We start from the raw sequence: 15,160 nt of genomic DNA, 5'->3' as shown, positions 1-15,160 counted from the left end.
AAGTCCGGCGCCGCTCGCCTCCCGCAGGCGATGCGGCCGCTGGAGTTCCGCTCGCCTGGATCTGCGAGCGCCCGCATGGCCGACGACCTCCGCGCCCCACGATTGCATGTCGGAACCTCGCTCGCGGTCGGGGCCACGGCGGCGCTGTCGTCGGAACAGGTCAATTATCTGGCCAACGTGCTGCGCCTCGGCGCGGGCGCGCGGGTGCTGGCGTTCAACGGCCGCGACGGCGAGTATCTCGCCGAAATCGTCGCCGTCGGCAGGAAGGGTCTGACGCTCGCCCCGACCCGCCGCACCCGGGCGCCGGAGCCCGCCCCCGACGTCGACCTGCTGTTCGCGCCCCTGAAGCACGCGCGGCTCGACTATCTCGCGCAAAAGGCGGTCGAGATGGGGGCCGGACGGCTGCGGCCGGTGACGACGCGGCGGACGCAGGTCGCGCGGCTCAATCTGGAGCGGCTCGAGGCCAACGCGATCGAGGCCGCAGAACAGTGCGGCGCCGTGTGGACGCCTGCGGTGTCACCGCTGGAATCGCTCGACAAGGCGCTCGGCGCGTGGCCGGCCGAGCGATGGCTCGTCTTCTGCGACGAAGCGGCGCCGGCGGCCTCGCCGCTGGAATCGCTCGGCCGCGCGCGCAGGAACGGTGGCGTCGCCGTCCTGATCGGCCCGGAAGGCGGCTTCGACGAGGCCGAGCGGGGAGCGATCCTGCGACTGCCGCAGGTCCTGCGCGTGAGCCTCGGCCCGCGCGTGCTGCGGGCGGACACGGCGGCGGTGGCGGCGCTGGCGCTCGTCCAGGCGACGCTCGGCGACTGGTCGCCCGCGCGCGTCGCCGGCGCCGCGTGAGGACCCGGTTTTCGGAGCCGGCGCCGATTGCGACGGCTGGATCCCCGGCGCGCGCTTCTTCACCGGATCAAGATCGTCGCGTAAGGCGTGGCGACGAGCGCGCCGGCAGGGGTAATGGATCGCGACATGACGAGGCGAACTCGACTTCGATGACGGACTCATCCGCGCTGCCGCCTCCGGCGGACGACACGCGGCTCGCCGCGCTCCGGCGCTGGTGGGGCCCGCACGGGCTCGCGCAAGGCGTCGGCCTCGGCGCGGCCGCCCTCGTGCTGGCGGTTCTCGCGGCGAACGTGCTCGCCAGCATGCATCGGTTCGGCATGGCGCCGAGCCTGACCTATCTGACCGAGCCGGCGAACTTCGACATCTCGGAATCGCTGATCGTCTACCGCGCCGGCGACCCCTACGCCCGCGCGATTCTCGTCGGTCTGCTCAACACCCTGAAGCTCGCCGTCGCCGGCTGCGCGCTCGCCACCGTCCTCGGGGTCGCGCTCGGCCTCCTGCGCGCCGCCGGCAATCCGTTGCTCGCCCGGCTCGTCGCGGCTTACGTCGAACTCGCGCGCAACACGCCGCTGGTGTTGCAGCTGTTCTTCTGGATCGCGCTGACCCGCGCGCTGCCGCCGGTCAGGCAGGCGCTTCAGCCGCTGCCGCACGCCTATCTGTCGGTGCGCGGCGTCTACCTGCCGGGGCTGACGGTCGAGAGCGGGGCGGTGTGGCCGATCGCCGCCTTCCTGCTGCTCGTCGCGCTCGTCGTCCACGAGATCCACAAGCGACTCGGGCGGCCGTTGTCGGCGACGGAATGGGGGTTCGCCGCGGCGGCGGCGCTCCTCGTCCCGGCCTTCTGGGTCTGGGCGGACGGCGTGCGCCTGTCCGCCGACCTGCCGGCGCTCCGGGGCTTCAACATCGTCGGCGGGATCAGTCTCACGCCGGAATTCGCCGCGATGCTCACCGGCCTTTCGGTCTACTACGCCGCCAACATCGCCGAGATCGTGCGCAGCGGGCTGCAGTCGGTCACGCACGGGCAGTGGGAGGCGGGGCGGGCGCTCGGACTGCATCGCGCGCGCATTCTGCAGCTGGTCGTGCTGCCGCAGGCGATGCGGGTGATCACGCCGCTGATGACATCGAGCTGGCTCGACCTCACCAAGGACACGACGCTCGGCGTGCTGATCGGCTTCACCGAGGTCACCGCCGTCATCAAGACCAGCGCCAACAACACCGGCAACGCGGTCGAGACGATTCTCGTGCTGGTGGTCGTGTTTCTCGCGATCAGCCTGCCGGTGTCGGCGGCGATCAACGCCTACAACCGCGTGCTGGCGCGCCGCGGGGCGGTCGCGTCATGACGATCCTGCTCGAAGGCGCGCCGACCGCGCCGCCGAAAGCCGAGGGGTGGCGGAGGACCGCGGCCGGGCTCGTCTCGTCGCCGGTCAACGCCGCCGTAACCGTGGTCGTCGCCTGCCTGATCGCGGCCGCCTTCTGGGTCTTCTTCCGCTGGGCGGTTCTCGACGCCGCCTGGTTGGGTGGGGCGGAGGCCTGCCGCGTCCACGCCGGCGCCTGCTGGCCGTTCGTGCGGGCGAACGCGCAATTGATGACGTTCGGCGTCTATCCGCAGGACTTGCTGTGGCGGCCGGCCGCGAGCCTCGCGCTGATGGCCGCGCTGATCGCGGCCAGCATGATCCCCCGCCTCTGGAGCCTCGGGCTCGCGCTCGCCTGGGGCGCCGTGCCGGCGCTCGTCTGCGTCCTCCTGTCCGGCGCTTTCGGCGGCCGGCCGGTCTCGACCAACGAATGGGGCGGGCTGCCGCTGACGCTGCTCGTCTGGATGATCGCCTACGCCGGCGCGTTCGTCATCGCCATTCCGCTCGCGCTGGCGCGCCGTTCGAACATGGGCGGCCTCAGGACCGCGGCGATCGTCGTGATCGAGCTCGTGCGCGGCGTGCCGATGCTGGTGGCGCTTTACGTCAGCCGCTTCATCGTGCCGATGACGGCGCCGGGCCTCGAGATCAACCTGTTCGTCAGCGTCGAGACGGCGCTGATCCTGTTCGTCGCTTCCTATCTCGCGGAGATCGTCCGCGCCGGGCTGCAGGCGCTGCCGCGCGGGCAGACCGAGGCGGCGGCCGCCCTGGGCTTGAGCTACTGGCGCACGGTGCAACTCGTCCTCATGCCGCAGGCGCTGAGGGCGGTGATCCCGGCGCTGGTCAATCTCGGCATCGGCGTCCTCCTGTCGACGCCGTTGGTGGCGGTGATCGGCATGACCGATTTCCTGAGCGCGGTGCGCGAGGCGGCGAGCCACGAGCAGGACTGGCCCGGGTGCTTCACCACCGCCTATTTCGTCGCCGGGCTGGTCTTCTTCTCGATCTGCTTCGTCGCGTCGCGCTACAGCCGCTGGCTCGAGCGCCGCCTGCGCGCCGCCGGGCGCGGCTGACGGCGGCGCGGGGCGGCGCTGCGCCGCCCGTCCGTGGACCGTCCCGACCGCGGGCCGCCCTGCGCCCGCCGCTACAGCACCGCCTCGATGTCGAGGCCCATGCTTTCCGGCTTGTCGGTCGGAGCGTAGCGGCGGACCACGTCATGGTTCTTGTCGAGCAGGAACTTGGTGAAATTCCACTTGATCGCCTCGGTGCCGAGGAGCCCCGGCGCGGCCTTCTTCAGCGCCTTGTAGAGCGGATGTGCGTTGGCGCCGTTGACGTCGGTCTTGGCGAACATCGGGAAGCTGACGTCGTAGGAGAGCTTGCAGAAATTGGCGATCTCGGCCTCGTCGCCCGGCTCCTGATGGCCGAACTGGTCGCAGGGGAAACCGAGGACGGCGAAACCGCGGTCGTGGAAGCGCTTGTGCAGCGCCTCGAGCCCCTCGTACTGCGGGGTGAAGCCGCACTTGCTGGCGACATTGACGACCAGCAGCGCCTTGCCGTCGAAATCGCCGAGCGTCTCGGCTTTGCCGTCGATGGTCTTCAGGGGGATGTCGGACGGAATGGGCATGGAGGCTCCGAAAAAGCGCGCGGGACGCCGGTTGATACGGAAGAGACGCCCGGTTGGACCGTAACCCGGCGTTGATCCGGCCGCGCGGGGCGGCCCGTCAACTTATCCGAACATCGGCCCGAGCGGCGCCCAAACAATCAGCGGTTCGTCGCAATCCGAGACCTCGCCCGCTGGGCGCAGCCGATCATGGCCTTCGCTCGCCCGAAGCGGATCGCGTCCTCATTCCAGGCCGGCGTCTGCCATTCGAGGCGATGCGCCGGCGTCCCGAGCGGTCCGGCGCATCTCATGAAAGAGCCGTTTTCCAATGGCCTGGCGGCGCGAGGTCTCAAGGACGAACAGTCCGTCGAGATGGGCGTAGCACTCGCCGCTCCACAAGGAGTAGTCGAATGTCAGCGCCGCATAGCCGACCAGCACCCCGCGAGATTCGGCGACGACTATCCGCGTGGGCGGGGATTCGGCCACGAGGATATTGGCGAGCGTCTCCAGCGTGATGCTCGCCTCCGCCTGTTCGTAGGTTACTCCCAACCCCGTCATTGCGAGGAGCGAAGCGACGAAGCAACCCATGCCGCCGCTTGCCTCCTGCGGAAGCAATCGCTCCGTCTTCTGCTCGCAACGAAGGGCGGCGGGACGATCAGAGGGCGCAACAGCGGCCCAGCGGCCCTGGATCGCTTCCCCCCGGGCTCTTCGACCCGGGGGTCGCTCGCGATGACGGCGCTGTTCGCTGCCGGCTCGGGAGATACGTTCGTAGGCCGCGTGCTGCAGGATCAGGTCAAGCCGTCCATCGGCGTCAGATGGCAGCGCCGATCCAATCCGCGCCGTCATCCGGTCGCCGTCGTCGCCAGCGTGAATCCCTCGTCGAGCCAGCCGGCGACGCCGCCCGCCATGATCTTGACCGGGCGTCCAAGTTCGGCCAATCGCAGCGCCCCGCGCGCGGCGCCGTTGCAGTGCGGCCCGGCGCAATAGGTCACGAAGATGGTTTCCTCCGGCCAGGCCGCCATCTTCGAGCGCGTGATCTTGCCGTGCGGCAGGTTGATGGCGCCGGGAATATGCCCCGCCGCAAAAAGGCTCGGGCCACGGACATCGAGCAAGACGAAATCAGCTTCCTTTTCAAGTGCGTCATGAACGTCCCAGCAGTCGGTCTCGAAGGTGAACGCGCTGGCAAAGTGCTCGCGGGCGAGGTCGCCGGGCGCTGGCGCGATGGCTGTAACCGATGTGGCCATGTTGATCTCCTTTCGCGCTCAACATGGCCGGTCCGGAAGGTCTGTTCAATTGGCGTGAATGACAGTATCCGTTGATATCATGCCAACCCTCTCAAGGCCTCTTGATGCCAGACCTTTCAGGCCCGCTCGTTGTCGCCCTGGTCTATGATGGGCTTTGCACCTTCGAATTCGGTATCGTCGCCGAAATCTTCGGACTGTCCCGTCCGGAGATGGGACCGCACTGGTATAGGTTCGCCAGTTGCGCCGTGGACAATGGCCCGATGCGGGCGCACGGCGGGCTCGTTTTCGTGGCCGATGGCGGTCCCGATCTGATCGATCAGGCGAATATCGTCGTCATTCCCGGCTGGAAGGGCGCGGACATTGCCGTCGCTGATGGGCTGATCGCCCGATTGCGACAGGCGCACGAGCGCGGCGCCCGGCTGGCCTCGATCTGCTCGGGCGCCTTTGTTCTGGCGTCAACGGGCCTGTTGTCCGGCGGGACGATCACCACCCACTGGCGCTACGCCGACAAATTGCGGGCGCGTCACCCTGATCTGCAGGTCGACGACGCCTCGCTCTACCGCGAGCACAACGGCATTTTCACGTCCGCGGGCAGCGCCGCCGGCATCGACCTCATGATCGAAATGGTGCGGCGGGATTTCGGCCCGGCGGCGGCGAATTCCGTGGCGCGGCGTCTCGTCATGCCGGCGCACCGCAATGGCGGGCAGGCGCAGTTCCTGGTGCGGCCCGTCGCGCAACGCCAGGCCAGTGCGATCGCGCCGCTCCTTGACGCCATTCGCAGCGATCTGGCCGCCGACTGGAGCGTACAAAGCATGGCCGTAACCTGCCGGATGAGTTTACGCACGTTTATCAGACGCTTCGAGGAAGCCACCGGCCAGACGCCCGGCGACTGGCTGGTCAGCGAACGCGTCGACGCCGCCCAACGGCTGCTTCGTTTGGAGCGCGCCAGCATGGAAGATATCGCGCAAGCATCGGGCTTCCGCAATCCTCATGCGCTCCGCCACCACTTTCGAAAGAGGATCGGGATCAGTCCAACCGAGTATCGCGCGCGATTCCTTGCCGAAGGAGAAGAGAATTCTCCGAGAATATGTCTTTGACCTCGGTCGAAAATTGCAGGGCGATGACGGTCTCGACCTGACTTTGGGCCGAGGGTGGTATTGCGCGTTTTCTCCGTCAAGGTCAGTTGCGTCATCTTGAAGCCGGCAGGATGCGCGATCGGCCGGCAGGCCTCGCCATCGATCCGGCCCGTGTGGGGGATGCGGATATTGGCGCGGCGATTGCGGCCTGCGTCACGAGTGGCGGCGCTCGGCTGGGAAATCGTCCGGGTTGCGCCACAGGCCCGCGCCGACGCGAACGTCATGCGAAAGGGGCCGCATGTCTGCGGCCCTTGTGGAATTTCTCGTTACAGAAAGAAAGTGTGTTGACTAGAACGGGATCTCGTCGTCGATCGGTCCCGAACTCGTCCCGCCGCCCCCGCCGCCGCCGGACGACAGGGCCGGCCGGCGATCGCCGCCGGACGAGGCGCGGTTGAAGCTCGGCCGCGCGCCGCCGCCTTCCTCCGGGAAGCTGTCGCGCTCGCCGCCGCCGCTGCGCGAGTCGAGCAGCGTCAGTTCGCCGCGGAACTTCGTCAGCACGATCTCGGTGGTGTAGCGATCGGCGCCGTTCTGGTCCTGCCACTTGCGCGTCTGGAGCTGCCCCTCGATATAGACCTTGGCGCCCTTCTTGCAGTACTGCTCTGCGATCTTGCCGAGATTCTCGTTGAAGATCACGATGTTGTGCCACTCGGTGCGCTCCTTGCGCTCGCCGCTGGTCTTGTCCCGCCAGCTCTCCGACGTCGCCAGCGAAAAGCTCACCACCGGATCGCCGGAATTGAGCCGGCGCACCTCGGGGTCCTTGCCCAGATTTCCGACCAGAATGACCTTGTTGACGCTGCCCGCCATGGGGACCTCCTCGAAATGGCGCGGTCGCCCGCGCCCGCCGCGCTCCGAGCGCAGTCAAAACATCGCCTTGCAGGGCGGGGTCGCCGCCGCCGCCTCTGGGCGCGGCCGGAGGCGGCGCGGTTCGCGCGCCGCGCGCTCGGCCTTCCATAGCGCATAGGCGCCGGGAGCGACGCGTTGGAAACGCGCTCGAACGCCACTTGTCCACAAACGCGGGCGGCTGCCGCTTGGGAAAGCGCGCCGCCGCGCCTATTTAAGCGTGAGCCGGGGCGGATCGCCTTCCCCTTGTTCTACTTTTGTTCTAGCATCGGCGACAGACGCGCGCAAGCGCGATTCCCGCTCGAGGCTCGAGCGTTTCGGTCGAGGACCCATGGCCGGCGGCAACGACAAGCGCAATTCCCGCAAAGACCCCGTCCGCGACGGCGCCTCGGTCGAGGCGCTGTTCGGCGGCCGGGCGATCGTCGTGCGCGGCGCGCGCGAGCACAATCTGAAGAACGTCGACCTCGCCATCCCGCGCGACAAGCTCGTCGTCTTCACCGGCCTCTCGGGCTCGGGAAAATCATCGCTGGCCTTCGACACCATCTACGCCGAGGGGCAGCGACGCTATGTCGAGTCGCTCTCGGCCTACGCCCGCCAGTTCCTGGAGATGATGCAGAAGCCGGACGTCGACCAGATCGACGGCCTGTCTCCCGCCATCGCCATCGAACAGAAGACGACCTCGAAGAACCCGCGTTCGACCGTCGGCACGGTGACCGAAATCCACGACTACATGCGCCTCCTGTGGGCGCGGGTCGGGATTCCCTATTCGCCCGCGACCGGCCTGCCGATCGAGAGCCAGACGCCGAGCCAGATGGTCGACCGGGTGCTGGCGCTGCCCGAGCGCACCCGGCTCTATCTGCTCGCCCCCGTCGTGCGCGGGCGAAAAGGGGAATACCGCAAGGAAATCGCCGACTGGATGAAGCGCGGCTTCCAGCGGCTGAAGATCGACGGCCAGTTCACCGAGATCGCCGACGCGCCGGCGCTCGACAAGAAGCTCAAGCACGACATCGAGGTGGTGGTCGACCGCATCGTCGTGCGCCCCGACATGGCCGCGCGGCTGGCGGAGAGCTTCGAGACGGCGCTGGAGCTCGCCGACGGGCTGGCGGTGGTCGAGTTCGCCGAGAAGGGGGAAGGCGAGAGCGAGCCGCAAAGAATCCTGTTCTCCTCCAAATTCGCCTGTCCCGTCTCCGGTTTCACCATCGCCGAGATCGAGCCGAGGCTGTTCTCGTTCAACAACCCGCACGGCGCCTGCCCGGTGTGCGGGGGCCTCGGCTCGGAATTGCGCGTCGATCCGTCGCTGGTCGTCCCCGACCCGAAGCTGACGCTCAAGCGCGGCGCGGTCGCGCCGTGGGCGAAGTCGAGCTCGCCCTATTACCTCCAGACCCTCGACGCGCTCGGCAAGCACTACAAGTTCCGGCTCGACCGACCGTGGAGCGAACTTCCCGAGGCGGGACGCAACGCCATCCTGTTCGGCTCGGGCGCGGAAGAGATTCGCTTCGCCTATGACGACGGCCTGCGCGCCTACGAGGTGCGAAAGCCGTTCGAGGGCGTCGTCACCAATCTCGAACGCCGCTACAAGGAGACCGAAAGCGAGTGGTCGCGCGAGGAGATTCAGCGCTACATGAGCGCGACGCCCTGCGACGCCTGCCATGGGTTCCGGCTCAAGCCGGAAGCGCTCGCGGTAAAAATCGACGGAAAGCACATCGGCGAGGTCAGTCTTCTGTCGGTCAAGGCGGCGATCGACTGGGCCGAGGGGCTGCCGCAAAAACTCGACGCCAAGCGCAACGAGATCGCCCACCGGATTCTCAAGGAGATCGGCGACCGGCTGGTCTTCCTGCGCGACGTCGGGCTCGATTATCTGACGCTGGCGCGGGCTTCCGGAACGCTGTCGGGCGGCGAGAGCCAGCGCATTCGCCTCGCCTCCCAGATCGGCTCGGGCCTGACCGGCGTGCTCTACGTGCTCGACGAGCCGTCGATCGGCCTGCACCAGCGCGACAACGCCCGCCTGCTCGACACGCTCCGGCGCCTGCGCGACCTCGACAACACGGTGATCGTGGTCGAGCACGACGAGGACGCGATCTGGGCGGCCGACTACGTGGTCGACGTCGGGCCGGGCGCCGGCGTCCACGGCGGCGAGATCGTCGCCAGGGGGACGCCGCAGGAGATCGCCGACAACCCCAATTCGCTGACCGGGCACTATCTGTCCGGCGAACGCACGGTGGCGATTCCCGCCCGGCGGCGGGCGCAGACCCCGGGGCAGGCGCTGAAGATCGTCGGCGCGCGCGGCAACAACCTGAAGACCGTCACGGTCGAGGCGCCGCTCGGCCTGTTCACCTGCGTCACCGGCGTGTCGGGCGGGGGAAAATCGACGCTGGTGATCGACACGCTGTTCAAGGCCGCGGCGCGCCACCTCAACGGCGCGAGCGATCCGCCGGCGCCGCACGAGGCCATCGAGGGGCTGGACGCGATCGACAAGGTGATCGACATCGACCAGTCGCCGATCGGGCGCACGCCGCGCTCGAACCCCGCCACTTACACCGGCGCCTTCACCCCCATCCGCGACTGGTTCGCAGGTCTCCCGGAGGCCAAGGCGCGCGGCTACCTGCCGGGACGGTTCTCGTTCAACGTCAAGGGCGGGCGCTGCGAGGCCTGCCAGGGCGACGGCGTGATCAAGATCGAGATGCACTTTTTGCCCGACGTCTACGTCACCTGCGACGTGTGCAAGGGCAAGCGCTACGACCGCGAAACCTTGGAAGTGCGCTACCGCGACAGGTCGATCGCCGACGTGCTCGACATGACGGTCGAGGAGGCGGCGGACCTGTTCAAGGCGGTGCCGCCGATCCGCGACAAGATGGAGACGCTCAAGCGCGTCGGCCTCGGCTACGTCAAGGTCGGGCAGCAGGCGACGACCCTGTCCGGGGGCGAAGCGCAACGGGTCAAACTCGCCAAGGAGCTGGCGCGCCGCTCGACCGGCAAGACGCTCTACATTCTCGACGAGCCGACGACCGGGCTGCACTTCCACGACGTCGCGCAACTGCTCGACGTGCTGCACGAACTGGTCGACCAGGGCAACACGATGATCGTGATCGAGCACAATCTGGAAGTGGTGAAGACGGCGGACTGGATCATCGACATGGGGCCGGAAGGCGGCGACGGCGGCGGCGAGGTGGTGGCGGCGGGCACGCCGGAGCAGATCGCGCGGAACGCGCGCAGCTATACCGGGGCGTACCTGAAGCCGGTGCTGGCGCGGAAGGGGAAGGCGAGCAGAAACGCGGCGGAGTGAGCCCTTCGCCCGCTCGCCGGAGAAGGCGGCGCGAAGCGCTGGATGAGGGCGGCGGCGCGGCCATGCAGGACTCAGGCCGCGTCGTGCAGCGCCTTGGCGACGGCTTCCGGCATGCGGGCGATGACCCGCAGATAGCTCTGCGTCGCGGCGTCCGGCGCCCGACGGCCCTGTTCCCACTCGCGCAACGACGCGGCCGGAATGCCGTAGCGCGCGGCGAAGGCGACCTGCGACAGGCCGGTGGCCGCGCGCGCCCGGCGCGCCAGAGTGGCCCCGTATCCCCGGTCGAATTCATCGTCGGTCAACGGCGCGTCGGCGTCCGCTTCACCTCGGGGTTTCGTGATATCGTCGCGTTTCTCGGTCATTGGCTTTCCTCACGCTGATGAGACGGCGCATCTCACCGCGCATGGTGAACACGCAAACCCAAATTCGGCCTTCGACAGAACCGTAGCAAATGAAGCGTTCCTCGCCGTAATCAAACCGAACGTCGAGGAGGTCGAGCCGATGGGCGTCGGCGAGGACATGGGCGCCGTATGCGAGCGAGACGCCGTGCTTTGTGAGATTGGCCGCATCCTTGTCGGCGTCGAACTCCACCTGCATGAATGGAGTATACGGCAATGCCGTATAGCAGGCCAGCGTGACTTGCGGTCCTGTCCAGCAATTCGGGGCGCATGAAGGCACGCCCGTCCGGCCAGCCCGCGGCGCGGACCGGGCAGGTCGACCAGGGCGCCGCGATGATCGTGATCGAGCACAATCTGGAAGTGGTGAAGACGGCCGACTGGATCATCGACATGGGGCCGGAAGGGGGCGACGGCGGCGGCGAGGTGGTGGCGGCGGGCACGCCGAGCAGATCGCGCGCAATCCGCGCAGCTACATCGGGGCGTATCTGAAGCCGGTGCTGGCGCGGAAGGGGAAGGCGAGCAGAAACGCGGCGGAGTAGAAAAGGTCAGGGTCGTCCCGCCAATCGGCGGGCGAGATAGCGCCGGCCGGCGCGTTCGGCCCGATAGCCGAGATAGCCGCCCGCGATCGCCGCCGGGATCAGGACCAAAGGCGAGGACGAGACGATCCAGCATAGTCCCGCCACGATCGCGGCGAATGCCAAGACGACCCAAGTCGTGAATTCGCCCGATCCCGACATGCCCTCGCCAACCGCTCTTGCTCGGCGCACGGGCCCGACACGGCGTCCACCGATCGGCGCGAGGCGGCGAGACTAGGCTTCATTGTGACACGCTGATCGGGCGACGGGTAGTGGACATGGGCGCCGAATGCGAGCGAGACGGCGTGCCTTGTGCGAAAGGGCCGCATCCTCGTCGGCGTCGAAATCGACCGACCGAGGCGACGATCTCGACCTCGAAGGCGTCGCCGTCGTCGAGGCGGAACACGATGCGCCACCGACTGTTGACGCGGACCGCCCGTGACCGCCAAGCCCTCGACCTCGCACCTCGAGCCTGTCGAGGGACTCTCCAGGGCGCAGGGACGGTCCCTCCCGCTGGAGCATCCTTCGACAGACTTGAGGCATGAGGGTCCTGCGGTGGCGCCGCCGCTCGTCACCCACCTTGGCGGCCAACCAGCGCCTGCGGGCGATGGCGGACGACAAAGGCCCGGTGTAGAGTCGGAACGTGAACAGAGAAGACGCGATCACCGCAATCCGCAGCGAGGCCGAAGCCGCGAAGGCGCTCGGGGCCAAGGCTCTCTATCTGTTCGGGTCGACCGCTCGCGACGAGGCGGCCGACGAAAGCGACATCGATCTCTTCATTGACTACGATGAGTTGAGCCGCTTCTCGCTTGTCGATCTCGTCGGGATCAAGCAGTTGCTCGAGCGCCGGCTGGGCGTTCCGGTCGACCTGACGACGCGAGACAGTCTCGACCCGCTGCTTCGGGCGCGGATCGAGGCCTCCGCCGAGCGCGTCTTTTGACGGAGCGGCTTGTTCGTCCAGCCCTTCGCGCGATTCTCGAAGCGATCGACGGCATCGAGACCGCGACGCGGGGAAAGACGCTCGATGAATTTCGCGCGGATTGGCTCCTGCGTCATGGCGTCCAGCGCGGCGTCGAAATTGTGTCCGAGGCTGCGAGGCGCATTCCGCCGGAGCTCCAGTCGAGTCAGCCGGACATTCCTTGGGCGCAAATCACGGGGATCGGCAACATCCTTCGACACGAGTACCATAGAGTTTCGGATTCTCTGATCTGGAATGTCGTGCAAGATCACTTGCCGCCGCTGAAGGCCGCAGTGTTGGCGATCGAGGCGCAGTTGGAAGAATATCCCTGAAAGCGACGAACTCGCGCCAACGTCCCCCTTTCGGCAGCGGTCGAATCAGCCCTGCCGCCTGTGAAAACGGCATACGCCTGCCGCCTCTTCACCTCGGCGTCGCCTCGAACGGATCGACCACCCGGTCGCAGACCCCTTCGAAGCCGCGCATGTTCCTGGTCAGCAGCACGAGCGCGTTCGCCTCGGCGATGGGCGCGATCGCGATGTCGGCGAAGCCGGGCGCGTGTCCTTTCGCCGCCGCCCGGTCCGACAACGCGCCCGCGATGGTCGCGGCCCTGAGATCGAGCGGCAAAATGCGGTCGCCGTAAAGGTGCTCGACGGCGTCCCACCAGGAGGCGAGCGCCTCCGCTTTGCGCTTCGCGCCTTCGCGCGCCGACTTGGCGACGCCGGCGCGGATTTCCGCGGCCGTGACCACCGACACGAACAGATCGTCCGAGCGGCGATCCAGCCAGTCGATCAGCGCCGCCGGCCGCTCGGCCCTGGTCGGCGCGAGCGCCGAGATGACGTTCGTGTCGACAAGGTGCTTCACAGGCCGGGGTCGCGCAGCGGCGTCTCGTCACGCTCCGCAAGGTCTGCGTCGTCGAGCGGCGCGGCCGCCAGAAAGCGGCCAAAACTCGGAACGTTGGACAGTTTCCGCCATGTCTCCCACGAGACGACGACCGCCTCCTTATGGCCGTGGCGGGTGATGACGAATTCCTCGCCGCGGACCGCGTCGTCGACCACCGCGGACAGGTTCGCCTTGGCGTCCTTGAGCTGGATTTCGCGCATGGGTTCCCCAGCATATGACTGATGTAGTCATATAGCGCCCTCTGTGGCCGCATGTCCGGATTCAGAGCGCGGCGCGCGGCGCGATTTCCCGGTTCTGGCATGTTCGGTTGAATTCGCGATAGGCTCGCGCAAACGCGCCGCGTCGGCGGGCGCGCGAACCTCAGGGGTCGTCCATGATCGTCGCAACCACGGAAAATATCGCCGGCCATCGCACGGTGAAAACCCTCGGGCAGTGTTTCGGCGTCGTCGTCCGCAGCCGCGGCCTCGGCGGCAATTTTGTCGCAGGACTGCGCGCGATCGTCGGCGGCGAGATCCACGAATACACCCAGCTTCTCGAGGAGGCGCGCCGTCACGCCCTCGACCGGCTGGTGCAGAACGCCACGACCATGGGGGCGAACGCCGTTCTGATGATGCGCTACGACAGCGCCGAGCTCGGCAATACGATGAGCGAAATCGTCGCCTACGGCACGGCCGCCGTGATCGAACCGGCGTCGTGACCGGCGCCGTCGTCGTGGCGGTCTGGATCGGCGTTCCCGCAGCGCTGTTTCTGATCTGGCTCCTGTTCCGGTCGGGCGGCTACAAGCGCCGGCCGCTGGATGCGCCGCCGGGTCGGGACTGGACGTTCACCGGCGAACGCTTCGTCGATCCGGGGTCGGGCGAAGGCGTCGAGGTCTGGTTCTGCGCCCGAACCGGCGAGCGGGCCTACGTTCGCGCGCGGACGGACGAGGCCGCCTGAGCTGGCCCCGCTGTCCCGGCGCGCCACTCTGAATCGGCGCCCCCCGGCGCGTTCGAGCGCGCGAGGGCTGCGCTGCGAGGACTCGACGCGCCCGTCTTCATCTTTTCGCACCCTCGCAGTAGCCTCGTCGCGCCAACGCTTCAGGAGGAAACCATGAGCGGTCCGATCGGGAAATTCGTCTGGTACGAATACATGGGCGACGACCTGAAGGCGGCGGTCGACTTCTATGCCCATGTCGTCGGCTGGACCGCCGAGGACGGCGGCATGTCCGACTTCCCCTACCAGATCGTCTCGGCCGGCGGCCATCCGGTCGGCGGCATGATGACCATTCCGGCCGACGCGAGGGCGATGGGCGCGCGGCCCGCCTGGCTCGGCTATATCTGGGTCGAGAACGTCGACCTCGCCCTGCCGAAGCTGATGGAAGCCGGCGGCAAGGTGTTCAAGGCTCCGTCCGACATTCCCGACGTCGGCCGCTTCGCCGTCGTCGCCGACCCCTGTGGCGGGACCTTCATGCTGTTCCGCGACGCCGGCGGCAATCCGCCCCCGCCGCCCGCACAGGGCGCGCCCGGCACGATCGGCTGGCATGAGCTGCACTGCGACGACGGCGCCAAGGCGTTCGACTTCTACTGCGGCTTCTTCGGCTGGACGAAGACGGGCGAAATGGACATGGGGCCGATGGGCGTCTACCGCATGTTCAAGACGGGTTCGGGCGAGGCGGGCGGGATCATGACCCGCATGCCGCAGACGCCCGCTTCCTTCTGGCTCTACTACGTCAACGTCGACGCGCTCGACCCGGCGGTCGAGCGGATCAAGGCCAAGGTCGGCCAGATCGCCAACGGCCCGATGGAGGTGCCGGGCGGTCAGTGGATCGTCCAGGCGTTCGACCCGCAGGGCGCGCTGTTCGCGCTGGTCGCGCCGAAGCGGTAGCGCGCCGCCGAGGGGCCGCCTGCGCGGACGTTGCAGCGCGGCGGCTGCCCGGCATACGGCGAACATTGGTCCGCCCCCCTGGATCGCCACGTCGCTTCGCTCCTCGCGATGACGCCCGCGTGACTGTCGCGCCGACGGGCGGTCGCCGCCTCGGGTTGGCGGCCCGAGCGACGGCGACAC

At 68.1% G+C, this 15,160-nt stretch carries 20 protein-coding genes; 11 read left to right on the top strand and 9 right to left on the bottom strand.

What is annotated here, in order from left to right:
* The first annotated feature begins 75 nt into the window (after positions 1-75).
* The 3 genes from DFR50_RS02855 (at position 76) to DFR50_RS02845 (ending at position 3,256) form a co-directional block, all read left to right on the top strand.
* On the top strand, positions 76-840 hold the full coding sequence (locus DFR50_RS02855) for a 16S rRNA (uracil(1498)-N(3))-methyltransferase (protein WP_113887675.1): 765 nt from the start codon (positions 76-78) through the stop codon (positions 838-840).
* Between the two features lie 149 nt (positions 841-989).
* The gene (locus DFR50_RS02850) at positions 990-2,177 is read left to right on the top strand and encodes an amino acid ABC transporter permease (protein ID WP_245427267.1); all 1,188 of its coding nucleotides are present in this window, start codon (positions 990-992) and stop codon (positions 2,175-2,177) included.
* Complete coding sequence (locus DFR50_RS02845; RefSeq protein WP_113887674.1) at positions 2,174-3,256, top strand: amino acid ABC transporter permease; 1,083 nt, start codon at positions 2,174-2,176, stop codon at positions 3,254-3,256. The genes DFR50_RS02850 and DFR50_RS02845 overlap by 4 nt, the downstream gene beginning before the upstream one ends.
* Before the next feature lie 71 nt (positions 3,257-3,327).
* Here DFR50_RS02845 and DFR50_RS02840 read toward each other — a convergent pair whose 3' ends face one another.
* From DFR50_RS02840 to DFR50_RS02830, 3 genes are all read right to left on the bottom strand, one after another.
* On the bottom strand, positions 3,328-3,807 hold the full coding sequence (locus DFR50_RS02840) for a glutathione peroxidase (RefSeq protein ID WP_113887673.1): 480 nt from the start codon (positions 3,805-3,807) through the stop codon (positions 3,328-3,330).
* A 219-nt stretch (positions 3,808-4,026) separates the two neighbouring features.
* Complete coding sequence (locus tag DFR50_RS02835; RefSeq protein ID WP_113887672.1) at positions 4,027-4,629, bottom strand: GNAT family N-acetyltransferase; 603 nt, start codon at positions 4,627-4,629, stop codon at positions 4,027-4,029.
* A complete protein-coding gene (locus tag DFR50_RS02830; protein WP_113887671.1) occupies positions 4,626-5,027 on the bottom strand; it encodes a rhodanese-like domain-containing protein in 402 nt (133 codons plus the stop codon). The genes DFR50_RS02835 and DFR50_RS02830 overlap by 4 nt, the downstream gene beginning before the upstream one ends.
* Positions 5,028-5,131: 104 nt before the next feature.
* Here DFR50_RS02830 and ftrA point away from each other — a divergent pair, with 104 nt between their 5' ends.
* Positions 5,132-6,124: a transcriptional regulator FtrA gene (gene ftrA, locus DFR50_RS02825; protein WP_113887670.1), complete on the top strand. Its 993-nt coding sequence runs from the start codon at positions 5,132-5,134 to the stop codon at positions 6,122-6,124.
* A gap of 327 nt (positions 6,125-6,451) precedes the next feature.
* Here the strand turns inward: ftrA and ssb are convergent, their stop codons facing one another.
* On the bottom strand, positions 6,452-6,967 hold the full coding sequence (ssb, locus tag DFR50_RS02820) for a single-stranded DNA-binding protein (protein ID WP_113887669.1): 516 nt from the start codon (positions 6,965-6,967) through the stop codon (positions 6,452-6,454).
* 367 nt (positions 6,968-7,334) lie between these two features.
* Here ssb and uvrA point away from each other — a divergent pair, with 367 nt between their 5' ends.
* Positions 7,335-10,286, top strand: coding sequence for an excinuclease ABC subunit UvrA (gene uvrA / locus DFR50_RS02815; RefSeq protein ID WP_113887668.1), 2,952 nt, complete (start codon positions 7,335-7,337; stop codon positions 10,284-10,286).
* A gap of 71 nt (positions 10,287-10,357) precedes the next feature.
* On the opposite strand, the gene DFR50_RS02810 is transcribed toward uvrA, so the two are convergent.
* Positions 10,358-10,648 carry a helix-turn-helix domain-containing protein gene (locus DFR50_RS02810; RefSeq protein WP_113887667.1) on the bottom strand — a complete coding sequence of 97 codons (291 nt, stop codon included), beginning with the start codon at positions 10,646-10,648 and terminating at the stop codon, positions 10,358-10,360.
* Positions 10,608-10,883, bottom strand: coding sequence for a BrnT family toxin (locus DFR50_RS02805; RefSeq protein ID WP_113887666.1), 276 nt, complete (start codon positions 10,881-10,883; stop codon positions 10,608-10,610). Before DFR50_RS02805 ends, DFR50_RS02810 begins: the two co-directional genes overlap by 41 nt.
* A 71-nt stretch (positions 10,884-10,954) precedes the next feature.
* Between DFR50_RS02805 and DFR50_RS02800 the strand changes: the two genes are divergently transcribed.
* Positions 10,955-11,173: a hypothetical protein gene (locus tag DFR50_RS02800; protein ID WP_113887665.1), complete on the top strand. Its 219-nt coding sequence runs from the start codon at positions 10,955-10,957 to the stop codon at positions 11,171-11,173.
* 56 nt (positions 11,174-11,229) lie between these two features.
* Here the strand turns inward: DFR50_RS02800 and DFR50_RS31845 are convergent, their stop codons facing one another.
* Positions 11,230-11,421, bottom strand: a complete 192-nt coding sequence (locus tag DFR50_RS31845) for a hypothetical protein (RefSeq protein WP_113887664.1) — start codon at positions 11,419-11,421, stop codon at positions 11,230-11,232.
* A gap of 481 nt (positions 11,422-11,902) precedes the next feature.
* On the opposite strand from DFR50_RS31845, the gene DFR50_RS02790 reads away from it, so the two are divergent.
* On the top strand, positions 11,903-12,199 hold the full coding sequence (locus DFR50_RS02790) for a nucleotidyltransferase family protein (RefSeq protein WP_113887663.1): 297 nt from the start codon (positions 11,903-11,905) through the stop codon (positions 12,197-12,199).
* On the top strand, positions 12,196-12,549 hold the full coding sequence (locus DFR50_RS02785; RefSeq protein WP_113887662.1) for a HepT-like ribonuclease domain-containing protein: 354 nt from the start codon (positions 12,196-12,198) through the stop codon (positions 12,547-12,549). The genes DFR50_RS02790 and DFR50_RS02785 overlap by 4 nt, the downstream gene beginning before the upstream one ends.
* Positions 12,550-12,637: 88 nt before the next feature.
* Here DFR50_RS02785 and DFR50_RS02780 read toward each other — a convergent pair whose 3' ends face one another.
* Entirely contained in the window at positions 12,638-13,078 is a 441-nt protein-coding gene (locus tag DFR50_RS02780) for a PIN domain-containing protein (RefSeq protein WP_113887661.1), read from the bottom strand.
* Positions 13,075-13,317: a type II toxin-antitoxin system Phd/YefM family antitoxin gene (locus DFR50_RS02775; RefSeq protein WP_113887660.1), complete on the bottom strand. Its 243-nt coding sequence runs from the start codon at positions 13,315-13,317 to the stop codon at positions 13,075-13,077. Before DFR50_RS02775 ends, DFR50_RS02780 begins: the two co-directional genes overlap by 4 nt.
* A gap of 173 nt (positions 13,318-13,490) precedes the next feature.
* Between DFR50_RS02775 and DFR50_RS02770 the strand changes: the two genes are divergently transcribed.
* The 3 genes from DFR50_RS02770 (at position 13,491) to DFR50_RS02760 (ending at position 14,980) form a co-directional block, all read left to right on the top strand.
* On the top strand, positions 13,491-13,814 hold the full coding sequence (locus DFR50_RS02770) for a heavy metal-binding domain-containing protein (RefSeq protein ID WP_113887659.1): 324 nt from the start codon (positions 13,491-13,493) through the stop codon (positions 13,812-13,814).
* The gene (locus tag DFR50_RS02765; RefSeq protein WP_113887658.1) at positions 13,811-14,053 is read left to right on the top strand and encodes a hypothetical protein; all 243 of its coding nucleotides are present in this window, start codon (positions 13,811-13,813) and stop codon (positions 14,051-14,053) included. The genes DFR50_RS02770 and DFR50_RS02765 overlap by 4 nt, the downstream gene beginning before the upstream one ends.
* A 153-nt stretch (positions 14,054-14,206) precedes the next feature.
* Positions 14,207-14,980, top strand: a complete 774-nt coding sequence (locus DFR50_RS02760) for a VOC family protein (RefSeq protein WP_113887657.1) — start codon at positions 14,207-14,209, stop codon at positions 14,978-14,980.
* Positions 14,981-15,160 lie beyond the last annotated feature (180 nt).

It is taken from the genome of Roseiarcus fermentans (assembly GCF_003315135.1).
Lineage (GTDB): Bacteria > Pseudomonadota > Alphaproteobacteria > Rhizobiales > Beijerinckiaceae > Roseiarcus > Roseiarcus fermentans.
Note: the sequence above shows the minus strand (reverse complement) of the source record. Positions and strands in the feature narration are given on the sequence as shown.

Excerpts from the sequence above, each read along its gene's own strand:
- DFR50_RS31845 (WP_113887664.1), bottom strand. The coding sequence starts at position 11,421 with ATGTCGGGATCGGGCGAATTCACGACTTGGGTCGTCTTGGCATTCGCC.
- DFR50_RS02830 (WP_113887671.1), bottom strand. The coding sequence starts at position 5,027 with ATGGCCACATCGGTTACAGCCATCGCGCCAGCGCCCGGCGACCTCGCC.
- DFR50_RS02835 (WP_113887672.1), bottom strand. The coding sequence starts at position 4,629 with ATGACGGCGCGGATTGGATCGGCGCTGCCATCTGACGCCGATGGACGG.
- DFR50_RS02840 (WP_113887673.1), bottom strand. The coding sequence starts at position 3,807 with ATGCCCATTCCGTCCGACATCCCCCTGAAGACCATCGACGGCAAAGCC.
- ftrA (WP_113887670.1), top strand. The coding sequence starts at position 5,132 with ATGCCAGACCTTTCAGGCCCGCTCGTTGTCGCCCTGGTCTATGATGGG.
- DFR50_RS02805 (WP_113887666.1), bottom strand. The coding sequence starts at position 10,883 with ATGCAGGTGGAGTTCGACGCCGACAAGGATGCGGCCAATCTCACAAAG.
- DFR50_RS02770 (WP_113887659.1), top strand. The coding sequence starts at position 13,491 with ATGATCGTCGCAACCACGGAAAATATCGCCGGCCATCGCACGGTGAAA.
- uvrA (WP_113887668.1), top strand. The coding sequence starts at position 7,335 with ATGGCCGGCGGCAACGACAAGCGCAATTCCCGCAAAGACCCCGTCCGC.
- DFR50_RS02760 (WP_113887657.1), top strand. The coding sequence starts at position 14,207 with ATGAGCGGTCCGATCGGGAAATTCGTCTGGTACGAATACATGGGCGAC.
- ssb (WP_113887669.1), bottom strand. The coding sequence starts at position 6,967 with ATGGCGGGCAGCGTCAACAAGGTCATTCTGGTCGGAAATCTGGGCAAG.
- DFR50_RS02850 (WP_245427267.1), top strand. The coding sequence starts at position 990 with ATGACGGACTCATCCGCGCTGCCGCCTCCGGCGGACGACACGCGGCTC.
- DFR50_RS02800 (WP_113887665.1), top strand. The coding sequence starts at position 10,955 with ATGAAGGCACGCCCGTCCGGCCAGCCCGCGGCGCGGACCGGGCAGGTC.
- DFR50_RS02845 (WP_113887674.1), top strand. The coding sequence starts at position 2,174 with ATGACGATCCTGCTCGAAGGCGCGCCGACCGCGCCGCCGAAAGCCGAG.
- DFR50_RS02810 (WP_113887667.1), bottom strand. The coding sequence starts at position 10,648 with ATGACCGAGAAACGCGACGATATCACGAAACCCCGAGGTGAAGCGGAC.
- DFR50_RS02775 (WP_113887660.1), bottom strand. The coding sequence starts at position 13,317 with ATGCGCGAAATCCAGCTCAAGGACGCCAAGGCGAACCTGTCCGCGGTG.
- DFR50_RS02855 (WP_113887675.1), top strand. The coding sequence starts at position 76 with ATGGCCGACGACCTCCGCGCCCCACGATTGCATGTCGGAACCTCGCTC.